Here is a 17,946-nt window from a genome sequence, read left to right as displayed (position 1 = left end):
AATTCTTATCCAGTCAACTCGATTCTGACTTTCGCTTGGGTTCCTTGGGTTTTAAGCCAAGGCGGTTGGTGAGACGGGTGCAAGATATAAGTTTTTCTGGCTTTCAGCTTAAGTTGACATCAAACAGGGAAAGGAATGATACCATTCCACCTTGTTCGGGTTAAACCCTGGCTAATTCCGGTTCGGGACGCTTGCTATTGCGAATTCCGGTAATCGCTTTGGCGTAATCATCCTGCTTAAACACACCCGAACCAGAAACGATCGCGTTAGCGCCAGCTTCCAAAACTTGCCAGGTGTTGTCGGCTTTGAGTCCACCATCCACTTCAATCCAGGGATCGAGTCCGCGTTCATCGCAGATCTGACGCAACTTGCGAATTTTGGTAAGTACACCCGGAATAAAGCTTTGACCACCAAAACCGGGGTTGACACTCATAATCAACACCAAGTCGCAGACATCTAACACATAGTCAATCAACTCTAAGGGGGTTGAAGGGTTAAGTACCACACCCGCTTGCTTACCCAATTCTTTAATCTGAGTCAGGGTGCGGTGCAAATGGGGGGAAGCGTTATGTTCGGCATGAACCGAAATAATATCCGCCCCGGCTTCGGCAAAATCCTCAACATACTTTTCTGGTTCCACAATCATCAAGTGGACATCCAGAGGCTTTTTCGTCACTGGGCGCAGTGCTTTGACAATCAGAGGACCGATCGTAATATTGGGGACAAACCGCCCATCCATCACATCAACGTGAATCCAGTCAGCACCAGCAGCATCCACTGCCTGTACTTGTTCCCCCAATCTACTAAAATCGGCGGATAAAATGGAGGGGGCAACGACGATGGGTTTTTGGGATTGCGTTTGGCTCATAACTGGTGATACTCTCCTAAGTCCTCTGTTGTGTTAAGTTTTATCTTAACAAAGTCTTTAGCAATCCCCTAATCAAACGTGACCTAATTGACTGAATCGACAAATCTCGCCTCCCAGCCACCGTCATCAATGGCATCAATCCCGATAAAAACCTTAGCAAGGGAAGCTGTGTAGAAACGTTATCATTAATAGCGATACGAAGTGGCTAAACCCACCCCAATACCCTCACAACTATTTTCAAGTTAGGAGAACCTGCCTTGGCTATGCGGTCGCTGATCAAAAAACTGGGATGGATGATTGGAGGTGTGGGACTCTCTACCCTCACTACCCCAATCCTAGCGTCACCGATCTCGATTGGAGAAGCTGGAATTGATGCATTACGACTCCATGCTTCCCCCTACCACTTGAGAGGTCATAAGATCGCCATTGGTCAGGTAGAAATCGGTAGACCGGGCTTATTTGGCGTTGATAAAGCCGTATCTTGGAATCCCGCGATCGCACTGGAACGAGTCTTTTATCGCGATCGACCCGCGAAAGCGGATACGGATGTGGATACCCATGCAGCAATGGTGGCGGGTGTCATGGTGAGTAAAGATAAAACCTTAACCGGCGTTGCGCCCGGTGCGAGACTCTACGCTTCGGCTGTTGGTTCCCCAATCCGCAGTGGACAGCCGGAAGAATGCCTGTCCTCCCAGCATGTTGCTCTGCAAAATAGTGGTGATGTTCGGGCAATTAACTTTAGTTTTGGCGAATCTCTGCAACGAGATGCCAGAGGATCACAAGCAGCGCTCGATGGCAATGCCCTGTTAACAAAATGTATTGATTGGTCAGCCCGGACTCATAATGTTCTCTACGTGATTGCAGGCAACCAAGGTAAAGGTGGCATTCCCATTCCCACTGATCACTATAACGGGATTACCACTGCCTATACCACTCAACGACAAGGACAATTTGCCAAGGTAGACTTTGCCAACTTGAGTGATCTGCCAGAGGGAATTGGTCGGCGTTTAATTCAACGGGAAATTAACCAGGGAACTCGTCGTGCGATTAATTTAGTCGCGCCAGGAAGTCAAATATTAGTCTACGACCTGGATGGAAAAATTGTCGAAGTGAGTGGGACAAGTTTCGCCGCGCCTCATATTACCGCCTCAGTCGCCCTGATTCAAGAATTTGGCGATCGCCAACTCAACGCCAATCAACCCCAATGGACAACCGATTCGAGACGCCATGAAGTGATGAAAGCGGTGCTACTCAACTCTGCTGACAAAATCCAAGACGAGGGGGATGGGTTGCATCTGGGAATGAGTCGCACCCTGTTGAGTAAAGATAATTACACCTGGGTAGAATCGGATGCTTATCTCAATGCCAAAATTCCCCTTGATATGCAAATGGGAACCGGACACCTCAATGTTTTCCGCGCCTATCAACAATTTAGTCCCGGTCAGTGGGGTTACACGGAAGCTGTACCGCCTGTGGGTTGGGATTATAGTTCAGTTAAGAGCGAATCGTTCCAGGATTATGTCTTAGAAAAACCGTTAAAGGCAGATAGTTATGTGGCGCTGACACTGGCGTGGGATCGGTTGGTTGAGTTAAACGATGAGAATGGAAATGAGGTGTATGATGTTGGCGAAAGTTTTCGCGATCGCGGCTTAAATAATCTCGATCTTTACCTAATACCTCTTGATGAAAATAATACCCGTAAAAGTACCTGCGCTTCTGTAAGTGAAGTGGATAGTGTGGAACATATATTCTGTCCCGTTCCGGTTTCAGGTCGCTATAAAATCCGGGTTCAATATCGTCAACAGGAAAATGAAAACTCTCAACCTTACGCCTTAGCCTGGTGGACAGTACCAGACCGATAGAGTTTTGCCTATTGTGTAGGGGCGGGTTTCACTATTATCGTGTATTATCTCACCCAGATGTGAATAAACCCGCCCCGACCAAGGTTTAAATTGAGAAATAAACTGAATAGTCAGTGGAAAAAGTGGGGAGACTAAGCAAATTGAGCGGATTCCTATTGTTAATACCAAATCCGGCTTAGCTACCCCCGTTATAACCCAGTCCGCGCAGGCGGACTTAGTTTGTGTAGCAGCGATTTCAATCGCCGCATCTTGCTGATTCGTTACCAAAATAGCAACCTGCGGAACACCTCTAACCCCAATCGGTCATCCTTAAACAGAACATGGGTTATCGAGGTATACTAATGAATCAACAGACACTCCGTCGCACTGGCATTATCGCCGCATGTATCATTTTCGCCGGATTACTAGCCGGATTAATCAGCAAAAATATCAATGCCCAAAACGCCCCAAACCCTCAAAAGCCAGAGTTAACCGCACAGCAACCCAACCCATCTGTGGATACCCAAATCGTTGAAGCCAATACCAAATTTGGATTTAAGTTATTTTCTGAGATTCTTCAGCAAGATAGCAATAAGAACGTTTTTATCTCGCCAACCAGCGTCGCGATCGCGCTAGCCATGACGTACAATGGGGCAAGTGGTGAAACCCAAGCGGCTATGGCAAACGCGCTAGAACTCCAAGGAATGAGTCTGTCAGAGGTTAACCAGGCAAATGAAGCATTAAAAACTACCTTAGAAAACGCCGACTCTGATATTCAGCTTTCCATCGCCAACTCGCTTTGGGCAAAACAAGACATTTCATTTAAACCCGAATTCCTGCAACGTAATCAGGAATTTTATGATGCTCAAGTAACTGACCTAGACTTTGCTAACCCTGAAGCTAAACGCATCATCAATAACTGGGTCAATGAAAATACTAATGGCAAAATACCGCAAATTATTAGCGACATCCAACCCGACGATATTCTATTTTTGATCAATGCCATCTATTTTAAAGGCAACTGGATGGAGCAATTTGACAAAGATAAAACGGTAGATCGTCCCTTTTATTTAGCCGATGGGACTCAGAAACAACACCCGATGATGTCTCAATCGGGAGAGTATCAATATTATGAAGATGACAGCGTACAAGCCATCAGCTTACCTTACGGTAAAGGACGCCTAAGTTTCTATGTCTTCCTCCCCCGTGAAACTGTGAGTCTAGATACCTTTGAGCAGCAACTTAATCCAGAAAACTGGCAACAATGGATGAATCAGTTCGGTAAACGGGATGGCTCAATTGTACTACCTCGGTTTAAATTAGAGTACGAAATTCAACTCAACGAAGCCTTAAAAGCCTTGGGGATGGACGTTGCTTTTGAGCGTCGGGCTAATTTTTCTAATATGACAGAGGCAGATGTTTTAATTAATCAAGTCAAACATAAAACTTTTGTCGAAGTGAATGAAGAAGGCACAGAAGCGGCAGCAGCGACTTCTGTTGGCATAATTCCCACCTCTGCGACTATTCCCCAAACCCCCTTCGAGATGGTGGTTGATCGTCCCTTTTTCTGTGCGATTCGCGATAATCAAACAGGAACAATTTTATTCATGGGTTCCATTCGAGAACCCAAATAGAAACCAGAAATATCAATGTAGCTTGCTGAATAAATCTTTGAACCCGTTTTAACGGGTTTAAGCTTTAAGCCAGAACTTTAGTTCTAGGCTCAAGGTTCGTTCCTAGGCTCAAGGCTCGTACCATCCAGGTTAAAGTTGTTATTTTTGGATAAATTAGAATAGGGAAATACTCGAAAGCGTGATCAGGATGAGGAAATAACAATGGGAACAGCAACTCTTATCCCAGACAAATTCTCACTGGACGACTTTATGGTCAATCCGCCTGAGAAAATGGAGTGGGTAAATGGTCAACTGGTGGAAAAAAACGGTATGACACTCAGACATGGTGAAATTCAACTGAAGCTAGGTCGTTACTGGGACGATTACAAAAACTCCAGTGGACAAGGTGGAAAAGTTTATACAGATGTGCCTTGTCGCACCAATAAGCAGGGACGTTCTCCTGATGTGGCATATTTGACCCCGGAACTGGTGGCGCAGTTTGGTAATGTAGCTACGTTACCTCAGAGTTTTCCCTTGTGTGCTGAGATTGTTTCGCCAACGGATATAGCCGAGATGGTGTTGCTCAAAGCCCAGGAGTATTTAGAGTCAGGGGGTGAAGAAGTTTGGCTGGTGTTTCCGGAGAGTCGCTGGGTGATGGTGATGACGGAAAATCAGGGGTTGATGTTTACATCGGGTCAACGGGTGAGTACCCAGAAAGCCTTACAGGGTTTTACCGTGTCCGTGGATGAGTTGTTGGCGTAAACGGTATCCTTTCCCATCCCCGCATATTTCTCTATACACTATGGAAGTAGGCGTTTTGCCAGCGTCACTCGTATCCTAGAAAAGAGTTCTTGCGTACTTGAAGGAGCATCAGTTATTATGGCGGACTTGGGAAATTTGTTTCAAAAAGCGTTTTATCTTGGCGTTGGTTTAGCCTCTTATGCCAGTGAGAAAGCTGGGGGAAGAATCGGGGAACTGCGAACTCAAGCTCAACAACTGGCGGATGAACTGGTTGCTCGTGGTGAAATGACCACTGAAGAAGCTCGCAAGATGGTTGATGATATGGTGCAACAAGCTCAACAGCAGCAGCAATCAGCTCAACCTCCCCAACCTGACAAGACGGGAACTGAACCCCGCCGGATTGAAATTATTTCTGACGACGAGGAGCAAACCGCTAGCGAAGAGCAGAATATTGACGCCATGCGCCAACAGGTTCAAGCGATGCAAGAGGAACTACGTCGGCTCAAGCGGGAATAAGTGGCTCACAGGTGTAGATAGCTTCCGAATCAGGAGACGCTATGTAGAGACGTGCCATGGTGCTATGGTGAGCAGGAGAAGCAAGAGAATCACCGAGTAAACGGCGTCTACTACGGGAAAAGGTGTAAATTTAATGTACGACAACTTAATATAACGTGCTTGGCTATTGTAGTCAGCACAAAGGATTCGACTAAATCCCTCACAATTAGCTATGGTTGTACTATCATGGCTGAAACTGAGAAGCCCTGCGTTTTAACCAGGGGATGAAAGTTTGGCTCAGGTTTTAACCTGACTTTTAGGGTGTTAGTTTTGGCTAAATGATATACAAGAGAAAGCAATAAAGGAGGTGATTAAACTGTATCGAACTATCCCGATTAAAGCTAAGTTTACGGATGAAGAAAAAGCGTACTGGATAGATCAATGTCAAAATGCCAATAGTCTAATTAATTGTGCAATTTATCACACCAGGCAGAGTCATTATCAGTGGAGGAAAAAAAAAGACGGATGTTTTCGCCCATCCATTAGTAAAGAATCCAAGCCTGAATTAATCACTCAGATTGAGTTACCATTGCCGGAGTTCATTGATTCAGATTGGGTAAAGGAAGTGGCGATTCGCCCTTATCTTGGTGAACTTTGGATTGACTGGGTAATAGATGATGGAAAGAAACTCATTAAGTTTAATCCCAATCTGGATTACTCTCAAGCCTGGGGGTTTGACCACGGTGGCACCAATTGGTTAACCGGAGTATCAACCCAAGGGAAAAGTCTAATTGTTGATGGGCGCAAGCTTAAGTCAATGAATCAGGGGTATTGCCGCTTGGTTGCTAAGTATAAGCATGGCAAGTCCGAATTTTACTGGGATACCAATTTAGACCGAGTGCAATGCAAGCGAAATAAGAAGGTGCGAGATGCCATTAACAAAGCGGCACGATTCATCGTTAACCGATGCTTGGCTGACGGGATCGGTAATCTGGTTATTGGCTGGAATGAGGGACAAAAAAACAGTCCCCAGATGGGTAAACGGGGGAACCAAAACTTCATGCCCATTCCCACGGGGAGGTTAATTGAACGCCTCAAGCAGCTGGCAGGAGAATATGGGATTGTATTGACCTTGACCGAGGAAGCTTATACAAGTCAAGCATCATTCTTGGATGGTGATTTATTACCGAAATACGGTGCAAAACCCGAAGGATGGACACCATCAGGTACAAGAGTGAAACGCGGGTTGTATAGAACATCTGACGGTCAGCTAATTAATGCTGACTGCAACGGTGCAGCCAACATAATCAGAAAAGTAGCCACACAGCTAGGGGTAAACCTAGCCAAGGTGGGTAGAGGCAGTTTGGCACTGCCAAAACGATATGACCTGTTTACTAATTTGAAACGATCATATCGTGAGAAATGTGAAGCGACAGTCTTTCAAGCTGTCGCTTCACATCAGCTCAGAATCCTCTCTCTTTTAAGGAGAGGAGATGTCAACCTAAACAAACACCCCCTTAGCCACGACCCGATCTCTAGCTAAGTGAGGATTTGCCCAACTCAGAGTTTTTTCGATTCGTTTTCCTATGGATGAGTGGTCTAAAAGTTTTGTGGAATCCCTGGAATCATTGGTAGATGTGGTCGATGAGGTTGTCGTGGAAGTCGCGGACATCATCGAAGACTTTGCTGAAGAGTGGCAAAATACCATTGGTGCCGAAATAGATAAATGCTTAGAGGATATCTTTGAACCAATTATTGAGATCTATTTAGAGTTAGAGTATGACGAGATAGATATGACGACGGATTCGGACATGGGCTTTACCTATCCTGGAGATCCGACGCCGGAACGACATCCTGCTTGTATTGGTTGTCGTCATTACCATGGTCAAGTCTATGGCGGAAATTTATTAGTCTGTGGAATGCATCCCTATGGTTGGGATGGTGAGAATTGCCCAGACTGGGAATCAAATCCTTCAAGCTATGATGACTTTAACCCGTTTTAGCTTGTCGGCGATAGGTTCGCCCGTCTGACTAATACCTCGTTGTACTAGGTTATAGGTAAAAAATAATAATCCTCTTCGCTGCTTATGACTTATCCCCCAACTCAGAACTCTGTTGTCTCAGATGCACAACCGATGAAATATGGTGAACGTGCCATTGCCGAAGGACAGCTGATCACGTTCCCTAACCCTCGAATTGGGCGTCGTTACCACATCGATATCACGTTGCCAGAGTTTACCTGTAAATGCCCATTTTCTGGCTATCCCGACTTTGCCACCATCCATATCCGCTACATTCCCAATGAGCGAGTCGTAGAACTCAAAGCGATTAAACTGTATATCAATAGTTTCCGCGATCGCTATATTTCTCACGAAGAATCCGTTAATCAGATTTTGGATGATTTTGTAGAAGCCTGTGATCCTTTAGAAGTCACTATCAAAGGCGATTTTGCCCCACGAGGGAATGTACACACCGTTATCGAAGTCCAACACCAGAAAGAGGAGAAGCAGAAAAAGCAGAAAAAGCAGAAGAAGAAGAAGAAGGCGAAGAATTAGATCCTTGACTTCTTGAAGCATCAATTACGATTTTCCGGATTTGTTGGTTCTCCTGATAACTCTGGTGAGGCTGAAGGAGGTGGAACCAACTCTGGAGTCAACGGCGAAGCAGGTGGAGAGGGTGAGGCGGGTGAGACAGGAGATACAGAAGGCGTGCGGAATGCCCACCAAATTGCTAGGATAACAGCTAGGATAGCCGCGATCGCACTTAAGGCGGCTCCTATCTTGATTAAAGTGTATCGAGTCTGGGGTTTAGTCTGATCATTATGAATCATGAGTTTATTATTTGAGTCTCTTGCTACCCAAACTAAACTAACCGACTCAACTGACGAAACTATCTACAGATCTATATTATCGAGATATAGAAATTCCCGCGTCGTTTTTCAATCCCATGGTTTCTGCTGGCAATTCTGACGACTCCAGATGGAAGGGATTTACCATCTTCGGTGTCAGGGTTGACGCTAAAACTTGGGCGGTAACTTGAGCAACATCCTGTTGAACACAATAGATGAGTCGTTCGCGCAGATCAGGCATAACCGCTAATGCTCTCGTCCAATCCGGAATTTGAGCGCCTACTGGATCACTAAAATACTGCTCACCTGCGTGCGAAATAACCTGTTCAAAACATTCGATCGCGATTTCTTCTTGGTGGCGATCATACAATAAATCGTTGAAGCGAGCATCGATAAAATACTTACGAGTGAAGCTTTGAGCTTCCCGGCGAAACTTGACGCGCAGCGCATGGATATGCTCCATCGTAATCACCACCTGTTCAGCTTCGGTTAAGGTTCGCAGGATGGAACGGAAAATATCGCGACACATTTTTTGCAACCCCGAATTCACATCTTCACCCAAGGGTTGATGTTTGTGGTCAAAAATACCTAAATCGACTTGAGCAATGCGTTTGCATGGCATACTGCGATAGACTTCGGCAAGTAAGCCAATTTCTAAACCCCAATTTGCCGGAATGCGCGTGTGTAAGGCTAAATCGCTAGTCAAGGCAAATTCACCAGCTAGAGGGTAACGATAAGCACTCAGGTAGCGTAAGTAGTTCTTTTCGCCGAACACCTCCTTTAACACATTGAGTAACGGCGCAATAAACAAACGCACCACTCGCCCATGAAAACTCTGGGGATAATTGCCTAAACGGGTATAGTAGGCTTTATTAAAGTCAATGCCAAATTCCTTATCCAGCAGGGGATACAGCAGTTTGAGTGGATAGGAGCAGTCATAAGTAATAATATCAGCATCATGAAGTGCGATCGCATCAGCACTCAGAGACGCGACGCCTAACCCTAACCAAACCGCTAACCCCTTTCCCTTAAACTTCAGTAAATCCAGCCCCCTCTCCTGCACATCGGCTAAAAGCTGAGTGACTCGTGGACCATTTTCCCAAATAATTAGGGTTTTTTGCGGTAAGGTTTGAAAAAATTGTAAGGTTTTGGCATAATCAGTCACCGTTGGCGCATTCACACAAACGATAACCGTCTTGACAAACTCGCAATCAGCCAGATGATCGCGAATTGTAGTTAACGCGGGTCGTTTGAGTTCCTCGTAGAGTGCTGGAATTAAAACCGCCGTAGGAGATTCTTCACTTAAGCGGATCAATCGGGTTACAAGAGCATCCAGATTACAGCCAAAGTCATGAATCGTTGTGATTAATTCTTGCTTATAGTCCATCTGACTGATGACACCTCTGCACAACCGTTTGATTATTCAATTAATTTGAAAACTATGCTGTGATAATCTATACAAACTGGAAACAGGGAACAGGGTTCGTTCGTAGTAAGCACTTTAGTGCCATAAAAGTACGTAGTAGGCACTTTAGTGCCATAAAAGTACGTAGTAAGCACTTTAGTGCCATAAAAGTACGTAGTAAGCACTTTAGTGCCATAAAAGTACGTAGTAAGCACTTTAGTGCCATAAAGGTACGTAGTAAGCACTTTAGTGCCATAAACCCTCCCTGGATTATCTGATATCCTCCCGACAAACTATTTCCCAAGGATCTGTTTTGCAACGTTATGTCGCCGTCAAGCCAACTGGTCAACTCTCTTGAGTCACGCATCAAGCCGCTACTAGAAGTCATCTATCCAGAGGCGGATATCGAGCAACTAGCGGAGCGCTTATTGCAGTTGCTGCGCCCCCACTGTTGCGATTCAGTAGCGAAAAATCCCGATAAGTGGAATGAACAGCAGATACTACTGATTACCTATGGCGACAGCATCTATCGTCAGGGTGATCAAAAACCCTTAGTGACACTCAAACAGTTTCTCAATCACCATCTTCAGGACACAATAACCGGCGTTCATATCTTACCCGTTTGTCCCTACAGTTCCGATGATGGATTTGCCATCATTGATTATCTCAAAGTCAATCCCGAATTAGGTTCCTGGGAAGATATCAAATCCATTGCCCAAACCTTTGATTTGATGCTGGATTTAGTTCTCAATCATGTTTCTAGTCAAAGTGCCTGGTTTAAACAGTTTAAACAGGGGATAAAGCCGGGATGTAATTATTTCATTGAAGTTGACCCAACGACTGATTTATCCCAAGTGGTGCGTCCCCGGAGTAGCCCTTTATTAGTCAAAGTGGATACCGTAAGCGGCGAAAAGCATGTATGGGCGACATTTAGCGACGACCAAATTGATGTCAATTTTGCCAATCCTGATCTGTTGGTGGAATATGTCAAAATTCTGTTATTTTATGTAGTCACTATTGGCGCTAAATATATCCGGCTGGATGCCGTGGGATATTTGTGGAAGCGCATCGGCTCATCCTGCATCCATTTACCCGAAACTCACGCCCTGATCCGGCTACTGCGAGAACTGTTACAACTCGTTGATCCAGCGGTGGCAATTATTACGGAAACCAATGTACCGAACCGAGAAAACTTGAGTTATTTTGGCAACCAAAATGAAGCGCATATTATTTACAACTTTAGTTTGCCGCCGCTGTTGCTTAATGCTTTACTTCAGGGAAAATCCGATCATCTAAAAACCTGGATGATGCAGATGCCCCCGGCACCGATGGGTTGTGCCTATTTGAATTTTACCGCATCTCATGATGGCATTGGTTTGCGTCCGGCAGAGGGATTGTTGTCGGATGACGAATATGAGACATTACTCCAATGTGTTACTCAATTTGGCGGAGAAATTAGCTATCGCCGTCAACCTGATGGGACAGAAACTCCTTATGAAATTAATATTGCTTTATTTGATGCTCTTAAGGGAACCGTAAACGGGGAATATAAATGGCAAATTCAGCGTTTTATCTGCTCACAAACGATTATGATGTCCTTAGAAGGAATTCCCGCATTTTACATTCACAGTCTGCTAGGGACGGGTAGCGATCGCGCAGGCATGCAGCAGACGGGTAGAAAACGCTCAATTAACCGCCATTGCTGGGATATAGCGGAACTAGAGGGGGAGTTAGAACAGGTAAGTTCAGCTCACGCGATCGTGTTTCGCGAACTGTCTCGATTGATTCAAATTCGTCGCCGTCAGCAGGCATTTCATCCCAATGCGACGCAATATACACTACATCCTTTAAATCAGGGACTATTAGTGTTTTGGCGACAGAGTATGAACCGATATCAGAGCATTTTCTCGATCCATAATTTGAGCGATAAGCCCCAAACCTTACCGTTATTGGAATTGAATTTAATTGCCACGGATGAGTGGCGTGACTTAATTAGTGGGCAAAATATTCCCGATATCCATGATACGTTTAAGCTACAACCTTACCAATCAGCCTGGATTACAAATAAGTTTGGCAGCGATAGTTAATAGGGTAAATAAAGCCTGAAAATTCGCGGTGTAGGGGCGGGTTTTACCAATAACCTTTTGCGACTATCCCAAAACTTGACTAAACCCGCCCTTAAATTATTGGAACCAACCCTCATCATTTTGGCAGATAGAGCCGAGGTTTAAATTTCATCCCGGCGATAGATATAATTTTGCCTGCCAATCGGTAATCTTTGTACATTCCCCAAAAGAAGAGTTGAGGGCAAAGTATTGTTATGTCTCAAACACGTAATGAAAGTACATGGATCGACAAATTGGCTAGATTGGGGTATACCGCCAAAGGGATTGTGTATGCAACTATCGGCTTATTAGCGGTACAAGCTGCATTAGGCAACGGTGGGAAAACCACAGATAGCAAAGGCGCTTTAGGCACAATTGCAGCCCAGCCCTTTGGTCAGTTCATGTTAGCGGTAGTCGCCTTTGGTCTGATTGGATATATGGTTTGGCGTTTCGTCCAAGCGATTCAAGATCCTGATCATAAAGGCAAAAGTAATGATGCTGACGATATTGTCAGACGTATTGGTTACGGAATTAGTGGTTTGATTTATGCAAGTTTAGCCTTCAGTGCGATTCAAATCATTGTGAGTGCGACTCAGAGTGCTAGCGATGGAAGTAAAAAGCAAACGTGGACAGCCCGCCTGCTTGCCCAACCCTTTGGTCAGTGGTTAGTGGGTATAATTGGCGCAATTATTATTGGTTACGGCTTTTACCAATTTTATAAAGCTTACAAAGCTAAATTCCGCAAAAAGCTGAAGTTGTACGAGATGAGTGATACTGAGGAAATATGGGCAACTCGTGCGGGCAGACTGGGTTTAGCGGCGCGGGGTCTAGTCTTTGTGATGATTGGTTTCTTTGCAATTCAGGCAGGTCGTCAGTATGATTCGAGTGAAGTCAGAGGACTGGATGGGGCGTTAGACACACTGTCTCGACAACCTTATGGACCTTGGTTATTGGGAATTGTGGCGATTGGTTTAATTGCCTACGGAATTCACATGTTTGTTCAGGCAGAATATCGGCGGATTCGGGCGTAAACTCTATCTTATTTTGGATTGTAGAACTGACCGCTCAAAACATTTTCAGGTCAGAAATTTGCTATCTGTTATTGCTTGTTTTTTTAGAGAACCATTGTCATGTATTTGATTGTCTTAGGCGCAGGACCGGAGGGGGCTAGCTTAATTGACTTAGCCCTTAAAGATGGTCATGAGGTCGCCCTGATTGAAGAAGATGTAGAACGAGCCAGAAGGGTTCTCAAAAGCCACGATATTAATGTATTTCAAGGGGATATTGCCAAGAGTAATCTCTTGGAGGAAGCCAGCGCTGATCGGGCTGATGCCCTAATCGCGGCAACGAGTGATGATTCAGCTAATCTGATGGCGATGTTTCTGGGCAAAGAGTACGAAATTAAGACACTGATTAGCATGGTCAATCAATCCAATCATCAGTCTCTTTTTGAACGTTTGGGAGTACAGGTTCTCACTAATCCAGAAATGATTGTTGCCAAGTCTCTCTATGGGATGATGGAAGATTCTGACAATGAATAAAAGGTTAAACCATGAGCAATTTTCTAACTGATTGGTTAGACCGAATAGGTTAAATCATTACAATTGAATCTCACTCGGCAAGTCAAAACTCGGTCTGGGCGGGTTTAGTTGCATTTAGGTGCAGCCATAAACGATAATAGTGAAACCCGCCCCTACAGACGCTTCAAAATCACGTCTCTACACCCAAAACCAGGATCTCTCGAACGAAGCGACGTGTCAAAACTCAGACCTATTTTTTTAAGTTATCGTGAATCGACATATTAAAACAATCTTACGTGACCTGGGTTTATTTCTGTATGTTCCAGGAGTCATGGCATTAGTGTCTATACCTATCGCCATTTTGTTAGGTGAATATTATGCAATATTGCCCTTCTTCTGGACAGCATTAGCATCATTAGCGGCGGGACAAGGGCTTTATCGTCTGTTTCGCCATGCAAAAGCCTCACGCCTACCTCATGCATTGATAGCTGTTGCCCTCAGTTGGGGGCTAATTCCCTTTTTTGGTGCGATCCCATTGGTATTAATTGCGTCTCATTTAGCCAATGTTACTCTTCCTTCCATGACTGTGCTTAATTTTCAGGAACCTTGGAATGCTTTATTTGAAGCGTTTTCTGGGTTTACGAGTACAGGACTAAGCATGGCGCTGCGTTCGAGTGACTTACCGCGTAGTATCCAGTGGTGGCGTTCCTTTATGGAATGGATTGGTGGCGTGGGTGTGATTGTGCTGATGGTTTCAGTCTTAGAACCCAGTACTGATGCTTATCAACTTTACTATGCTGAAGGGCGTCAGAAGCGAATTGGTTTAACGATTACAGAAACAGTACGTCAAATTTGGTGGATTTATCTTCTCTACACGGTGGTGAGTGTCGTCTGGTTGCGCTTAGTTGGAATGCCATGGTGGGATGCACTAAATCATGGCATGACTGGGATTTCTACAGGGGGGTTTGCCATAACTGATAATAGTATTGGTTCCTATAGTCCCCAAATCCAGTTAGCTGTCATCCCGATCATGATCGCGGGGGCGATTAGTTTTCCGGTTCACTATCAACTGCTTCGCCAGCGCAAGCTATCAGCATTGTGGCAAGATACTCAACATCGAGCGCTGTGGATACTGCTAGCTGTGGGTATCGTGATCCTGGTTCTCGAAGACTATTGGTTTAGAGGACAACTTCTTTGGATTGATAGTATATTCCAGTGGGCTTCAGCTTTTGGAACTTGTGGTTTTAGTACGACAAACTTGCGATTGTGGAGTCCCACAACTAAACTCTTCTTAACCTTTGGCATGATTTGCGGTGGCGCTTCCGGTTCTACAGTCGGTGGGTTAAAACTGACTCGTGTCGTATCTTTGTTTAAAGGGATTCTGTGGCACTTTCAACGCATTACCCTAAAACCCCATCAGATGATGCGCTATAAATTAGACGGCAAAGTCATTAAGGAAAATGAAGCGAATCGTCGGATTGAGTCGGCGGCTGTTTTGGCAATACTTTGGGTAAGTTCAATCGCGATCGGTGTTGTGGTTTTACTCCATATCGTCACACCCCAATATAATTTAAGTGACATTATCTTTGAAGCCGCATCAGCCCTGGGAAGTGTCGGTTTGTCTACAGGAATCACCCATCCTAATTTGCCGTGGCTAGGTAAGTTGACGTTGATTTTATTCATGTGGATGGGACGCTTGGAGATTATTCCCGTACTGCTTTTGCTATCTTGGCCCCTAGGTGGCGTAGGCAAGATGATTGGCAGGAAAATCCGTCGGATGTAACCAGACTTACGCAACTATACAATCGTAGGGGCAATTCGCAAATTGCCCCTACAGGTAGCTTTATATGGAAATTTAAACAGACAGATCAGTCAATTTTTTTCTTGACATCCTCTTTTACATTTTCCACCGAATGTCGTACTTGAGCTTCAGTTTGTTTAGCTTTACCTTCTGCCTTGTCTTCTGGATCGCCCGTAATTTCTCCGATGGCTTCCTGGGCTTTCCCTTCAATATTCTTAGCTGTGGCTTTCATTCGATCTTCAGTACTCATAGTGATATATTTAATTAACTTCTACACCATAAATTATATCGAATCCGGTATACTTAATACGTCTAGCTGAAGACGTACTCCTTTAGAAATAGGCATTATTATAGATAGCGATATTTTAGGCTAGCTATTAAAATAGTATAAACCTAACCTTAATCAAGGGCATTATTTTTTTACATTGCCCTAGCCCAATCAAAACTATTGAGGCAGTAATTAATAGTTATGATGATGGACTTCTGGATTTAACCGTCGTCACTCCCAAAGATCAAACCAATGTAATTGCCGCCTCTTATGAACTTCTACAATCGGCGATTTTGGGGGAAAGTGCAGAACATGAGGATATTAAATATATCAGAACTCGCTACGTTAAAGTGACCGCGAAGCCTGCCCAGAAAATTGTCTTAGATGGAGAAATTATTGGCGAAACTCCAATTGATGTGGACTGTATTCCTGGAGGCTTAACGGTCTTCGTGCCAATGGAGCAAGACTAAAAAAGAGACGTGCCATGGCACGTCTCTACAAGGCGGCGGTATTAAGCGTATCTTTCTTCATGTTTGACAATAACCCAAACCGCATGAATGGAACCCGGAAGCAAACCCAGTAAAGTTAACAAAATGTTAATCAAAAAGGCTGAGCTAATTCCTGTAGTCATAAAAACGCCCACCGGCGGGAGCAGGATTCCCAAAACTATTCGGAGTAATTTCATAAGGATTAATAAATTAAGTTTGTCGGTTACTCTATAAAGATTAACGGCTAAACTCGGTTGTTAACCTCCATCTGGAGAATGATTTTTTCATAATTGTCGGGTGGGCAAGGTGAATCAACTCCTTTGTATCACTTGGGTAGGTTGGGTTTCGACTTCGCTCAACCCAACAGACTAAAGCTAGCTTGTGTTGAGTCCGTCCCTCGACCCAACCTGCCTCAATTTATCCAGCTAATCTAACAGGTGGCAAAATCTATCTCTGTAGAGATGACAATCAGACCCATAGAGATGGATAGTAAGAGTAATATCGTTTTTTCAGATATTTGAACATTACAAGTGAGGAAAAATTGATGAAGGCATTCTTTTTTACCTTGTTAGCCACAGCCTTGAGTTTATTGGTTGTTGATCTAATTGTTCCAGGTGTTGACCTAGCCACGTTTATAGCGGCTTTATTAGGGGCTGCATCCATTGGCGTGGTGAACTCATTTATCAAGCCAATTCTGTCTGTGCTATCTCTCCCATTGAATATCGTGACACTCGGATTATTTTCTTTGGTGGTCAATGGATTGTGTTTTTGGTTAGCTGCTGTAGCTGTACCTGGATTTGCCGTTCAGGGCTTACCCGCGTTTATTTTAGGTCCGATTGTCCTATCTCTGGTTAATACCTTCTTGAGTAACTACTTTGCTCAACGAGAACCTGAACTTGAGATGGAATAAGGACAACGCTGTATTGATGGACACCTGGACTTTAATTGAAGAGTCGCCAGAGTACCACTTTTAGAGGATGATGGTTAGCGCCATGTATTCTCAAGTACAGTTGTCACAAGAGTAGCTCATCCCCGGTTTAACTGAATCACTGACTTTCAAATTATCACTTGCTTTGAGTATAAATACGCAGATACTGATTCAAGTCAACAAGCGTGAAAACTAGGATTCGGTTAAGCGAACTAGACACAACGTCTTCTTTATCCTACATTGGGGATGGGCATTCGCCCTTATTTATCAATAACATTTTTTTTAATCGGTTTTGACGATAACCTGTGGAGGAAAGCTATGACAGTTTTAGAACGAGTACAGGAGATGTTTGATTACCTCTGGGGAGGCGTCAAGCGGATTTTCGGCGCTAACGATGATGAATATCCAGATACAGGTGTTCAACCCTTTGAAGGCGATCGCCCCAAGGAACGGCAATAAATTACCAAGTACAGGTTTAATATAGCCATCCTGTTTGGGTTGTGAAATGCTAGATGCTCAGATCCCCGACTTCTTGAAGAAGTCGGGGATCTTGTCCTCATTCGGTTATCGGTGAGCTAGGGCGGGTTTTGTTGTTCCGTTATCGGTGGGGAGGGCGGGTTTTGTTGTTCCGTTATCGGTGGGGAGGGCGGGTTTTGTTGTTCCGTTATCGGTGGGGAGGGCGGGTTTTGTTGTTCCGTTATCGGTGAAGAGGGCGGGTTTTGTTGTTCCGTTATCGGTGGGGAGGGCGGGTTTTGTTGTTCCGTTATCGGTGAAGAGGGCGGGTTTTGTTGTTCCGTTAGTGGTGAAGAGGGCGGGTTATGTTGTTCCGTTAGGGGTGGGGAGGGCGGGTTTTGTTGTTCCGATATCGGTGAAGAGGGCGGGTTTTGTTGTTCCGTTAACGGTGAATAGGGCGGGTTTTGTTGTTCCGTTATCGGTGAAGAGGGCGGGTTTTGTTGTTCCGTTATCGGTGAAGAGGGCGGGTTTTGTTGTTCCGTTATCGGTGGATATCTAAATTTAGTCCCTAA

At 44.6% G+C, this 17,946-nt stretch carries 19 protein-coding genes and 1 pseudogene; 15 read left to right on the top strand and 5 right to left on the bottom strand.

The window, feature by feature from the left end:
* Positions 1–160: 160 nt before the first annotated feature.
* Positions 161–868 (bottom strand): ribulose-phosphate 3-epimerase, encoded by a 708-nt coding sequence (rpe, locus tag RIB93_RS09195; RefSeq protein ID WP_446372424.1) that lies wholly within the window; start codon positions 866–868, stop codon positions 161–163.
* 293 nt (positions 869–1,161) lie between these two features.
* Here rpe and RIB93_RS09190 point away from each other — a divergent pair, with 293 nt between their 5' ends.
* The 8 genes from RIB93_RS09190 to RIB93_RS09155 all read left to right on the top strand — a co-directional run bounded on the left by RIB93_RS09190 (position 1,162) and on the right by RIB93_RS09155 (position 8,374).
* Positions 1,162–2,730, top strand: a complete 1,569-nt coding sequence (locus tag RIB93_RS09190) for a S8 family serine peptidase (protein WP_446372510.1) — start codon at positions 1,162–1,164, stop codon at positions 2,728–2,730.
* Between the two features lie 341 nt (positions 2,731–3,071).
* Positions 3,072–4,343 carry a serpin family protein gene (locus RIB93_RS09185; RefSeq protein WP_446372422.1) on the top strand — a complete coding sequence of 424 codons (1,272 nt, stop codon included), beginning with the start codon at positions 3,072–3,074 and terminating at the stop codon, positions 4,341–4,343.
* Between the two features lie 201 nt (positions 4,344–4,544).
* On the top strand, positions 4,545–5,084 hold the full coding sequence (locus RIB93_RS09180) for a Uma2 family endonuclease (protein ID WP_446372420.1): 540 nt from the start codon (positions 4,545–4,547) through the stop codon (positions 5,082–5,084).
* 117 nt (positions 5,085–5,201) lie between these two features.
* Positions 5,202–5,579, top strand: coding sequence for a phasin family protein (locus RIB93_RS09175; RefSeq protein ID WP_446372418.1), 378 nt, complete (start codon positions 5,202–5,204; stop codon positions 5,577–5,579).
* Positions 5,580–5,934: 355 nt separating this feature from the next.
* A complete protein-coding gene (locus RIB93_RS09170) occupies positions 5,935–7,101 on the top strand; it encodes an IS200/IS605 family accessory protein TnpB-related protein (protein ID WP_446372508.1) in 1,167 nt (388 codons plus the stop codon).
* 43 nt (positions 7,102–7,144) lie between these two features.
* On the top strand, positions 7,145–7,561 hold the full coding sequence (locus tag RIB93_RS09165) for a hypothetical protein (RefSeq protein WP_446372416.1): 417 nt from the start codon (positions 7,145–7,147) through the stop codon (positions 7,559–7,561).
* An 84-nt stretch (positions 7,562–7,645) separates the two neighbouring features.
* A complete protein-coding gene (queF, locus tag RIB93_RS09160; protein WP_446372414.1) occupies positions 7,646–8,113 on the top strand; it encodes a preQ(1) synthase in 468 nt (155 codons plus the stop codon).
* Between the two features lie 12 nt (positions 8,114–8,125).
* Entirely contained in the window at positions 8,126–8,374 is a 249-nt protein-coding gene (locus tag RIB93_RS09155; RefSeq protein WP_446372412.1) for a hypothetical protein, read from the top strand.
* Positions 8,375–8,464: 90 nt separating this feature from the next.
* Here the strand turns inward: RIB93_RS09155 and RIB93_RS09150 are convergent, their stop codons facing one another.
* Positions 8,465–9,793, bottom strand: a complete 1,329-nt coding sequence (locus RIB93_RS09150; RefSeq protein WP_446372410.1) for a glucosyl-3-phosphoglycerate synthase — start codon at positions 9,791–9,793, stop codon at positions 8,465–8,467.
* 341 nt (positions 9,794–10,134) lie between these two features.
* On the opposite strand from RIB93_RS09150, the gene RIB93_RS09145 reads away from it, so the two are divergent.
* The 4 genes from RIB93_RS09145 to RIB93_RS09130 all read left to right on the top strand — a co-directional run bounded on the left by RIB93_RS09145 (position 10,135) and on the right by RIB93_RS09130 (position 15,219).
* A complete protein-coding gene (locus RIB93_RS09145) occupies positions 10,135–11,898 on the top strand; it encodes an alpha-amylase family glycosyl hydrolase (RefSeq protein ID WP_446372408.1) in 1,764 nt (587 codons plus the stop codon).
* Positions 11,899–12,131: 233 nt separating this feature from the next.
* Positions 12,132–12,947 (top strand): DUF1206 domain-containing protein, encoded by an 816-nt coding sequence (locus RIB93_RS09140; protein ID WP_446372406.1) that lies wholly within the window; start codon positions 12,132–12,134, stop codon positions 12,945–12,947.
* A 99-nt stretch (positions 12,948–13,046) separates the two neighbouring features.
* Positions 13,047–13,457 carry a potassium channel family protein gene (locus tag RIB93_RS09135; RefSeq protein WP_446372404.1) on the top strand — a complete coding sequence of 137 codons (411 nt, stop codon included), beginning with the start codon at positions 13,047–13,049 and terminating at the stop codon, positions 13,455–13,457.
* Positions 13,458–13,767: 310 nt separating this feature from the next.
* Positions 13,768–15,219 (top strand): TrkH family potassium uptake protein, encoded by a 1,452-nt coding sequence (locus RIB93_RS09130; RefSeq protein ID WP_446372506.1) that lies wholly within the window; start codon positions 13,768–13,770, stop codon positions 15,217–15,219.
* Between the two features lie 85 nt (positions 15,220–15,304).
* Here the strand turns inward: RIB93_RS09130 and RIB93_RS09125 are convergent, their stop codons facing one another.
* Positions 15,305–15,487 carry a CsbD family protein gene (locus tag RIB93_RS09125; protein ID WP_446343140.1) on the bottom strand — a complete coding sequence of 61 codons (183 nt, stop codon included), beginning with the start codon at positions 15,485–15,487 and terminating at the stop codon, positions 15,305–15,307.
* 137 nt (positions 15,488–15,624) lie between these two features.
* Here RIB93_RS09125 and RIB93_RS09120 point away from each other — a divergent pair, with 137 nt between their 5' ends.
* Positions 15,625–15,975 (top strand): hypothetical protein, encoded by a 351-nt coding sequence (locus tag RIB93_RS09120; protein WP_446372504.1) that lies wholly within the window; start codon positions 15,625–15,627, stop codon positions 15,973–15,975.
* Positions 15,976–16,016: 41 nt separating this feature from the next.
* On the opposite strand, the gene RIB93_RS09115 is transcribed toward RIB93_RS09120, so the two are convergent.
* Positions 16,017–16,190, bottom strand: a complete 174-nt coding sequence (locus RIB93_RS09115) for a YqaE/Pmp3 family membrane protein (RefSeq protein ID WP_446372402.1) — start codon at positions 16,188–16,190, stop codon at positions 16,017–16,019.
* 347 nt (positions 16,191–16,537) lie between these two features.
* On the opposite strand from RIB93_RS09115, the gene RIB93_RS09110 reads away from it, so the two are divergent.
* Both RIB93_RS09110 and RIB93_RS09105 read left to right on the top strand, forming a co-directional pair.
* On the top strand, positions 16,538–16,903 hold the full coding sequence (locus tag RIB93_RS09110) for a phage holin family protein (RefSeq protein ID WP_446343134.1): 366 nt from the start codon (positions 16,538–16,540) through the stop codon (positions 16,901–16,903).
* 336 nt (positions 16,904–17,239) lie between these two features.
* Positions 17,240–17,380, top strand: a complete 141-nt coding sequence (locus RIB93_RS09105) for a hypothetical protein (protein WP_446343132.1) — start codon at positions 17,240–17,242, stop codon at positions 17,378–17,380.
* Positions 17,381–17,496: 116 nt separating this feature from the next.
* Here RIB93_RS09105 and RIB93_RS09100 read toward each other — a convergent pair.
* A pseudogene (locus RIB93_RS09100) lies at positions 17,497–17,946 on the bottom strand (hypothetical protein); the annotation flags it as partial.

It is taken from the genome of Coleofasciculus sp. D1-CHI-01, from assembly GCF_040218875.1.
Taxonomy (GTDB): domain Bacteria; phylum Cyanobacteriota; class Cyanobacteriia; order Cyanobacteriales; family Coleofasciculaceae; genus Coleofasciculus.
Note: the sequence above shows the minus strand (reverse complement) of the source record. Positions and strands in the feature narration are given on the sequence as shown.

What these genes read in the sequence shown, in the direction of transcription:
- rpe (WP_446372424.1), bottom strand. Translation starts at nt 868, where the DNA reads ATGAGCCAAACGCAATCCCAAAAACCCATCGTCGTTGCCCCCTCCATT.
- RIB93_RS09190 (WP_446372510.1), top strand. Translation starts at nt 1,162, where the DNA reads ATGATTGGAGGTGTGGGACTCTCTACCCTCACTACCCCAATCCTAGCG.
- RIB93_RS09185 (WP_446372422.1), top strand. Translation starts at nt 3,072, where the DNA reads ATGAATCAACAGACACTCCGTCGCACTGGCATTATCGCCGCATGTATC.
- RIB93_RS09180 (WP_446372420.1), top strand. Translation starts at nt 4,545, where the DNA reads ATGGGAACAGCAACTCTTATCCCAGACAAATTCTCACTGGACGACTTT.
- RIB93_RS09175 (WP_446372418.1), top strand. Translation starts at nt 5,202, where the DNA reads ATGGCGGACTTGGGAAATTTGTTTCAAAAAGCGTTTTATCTTGGCGTT.
- RIB93_RS09165 (WP_446372416.1), top strand. Translation starts at nt 7,145, where the DNA reads ATGGATGAGTGGTCTAAAAGTTTTGTGGAATCCCTGGAATCATTGGTA.
- queF (WP_446372414.1), top strand. Translation starts at nt 7,646, where the DNA reads ATGACTTATCCCCCAACTCAGAACTCTGTTGTCTCAGATGCACAACCG.
- RIB93_RS09150 (WP_446372410.1), bottom strand. Translation starts at nt 9,793, where the DNA reads ATGGACTATAAGCAAGAATTAATCACAACGATTCATGACTTTGGCTGT.
- RIB93_RS09145 (WP_446372408.1), top strand. Translation starts at nt 10,135, where the DNA reads ATGTCGCCGTCAAGCCAACTGGTCAACTCTCTTGAGTCACGCATCAAG.
- RIB93_RS09140 (WP_446372406.1), top strand. Translation starts at nt 12,132, where the DNA reads ATGTCTCAAACACGTAATGAAAGTACATGGATCGACAAATTGGCTAGA.
- RIB93_RS09135 (WP_446372404.1), top strand. Translation starts at nt 13,047, where the DNA reads ATGTATTTGATTGTCTTAGGCGCAGGACCGGAGGGGGCTAGCTTAATT.
- RIB93_RS09130 (WP_446372506.1), top strand. Translation starts at nt 13,768, where the DNA reads ATGGCATTAGTGTCTATACCTATCGCCATTTTGTTAGGTGAATATTAT.
- RIB93_RS09125 (WP_446343140.1), bottom strand. Translation starts at nt 15,487, where the DNA reads ATGAGTACTGAAGATCGAATGAAAGCCACAGCTAAGAATATTGAAGGG.
- RIB93_RS09115 (WP_446372402.1), bottom strand. Translation starts at nt 16,190, where the DNA reads ATGAAATTACTCCGAATAGTTTTGGGAATCCTGCTCCCGCCGGTGGGC.
- RIB93_RS09110 (WP_446343134.1), top strand. Translation starts at nt 16,538, where the DNA reads ATGAAGGCATTCTTTTTTACCTTGTTAGCCACAGCCTTGAGTTTATTG.
- RIB93_RS09105 (WP_446343132.1), top strand. Translation starts at nt 17,240, where the DNA reads ATGACAGTTTTAGAACGAGTACAGGAGATGTTTGATTACCTCTGGGGA.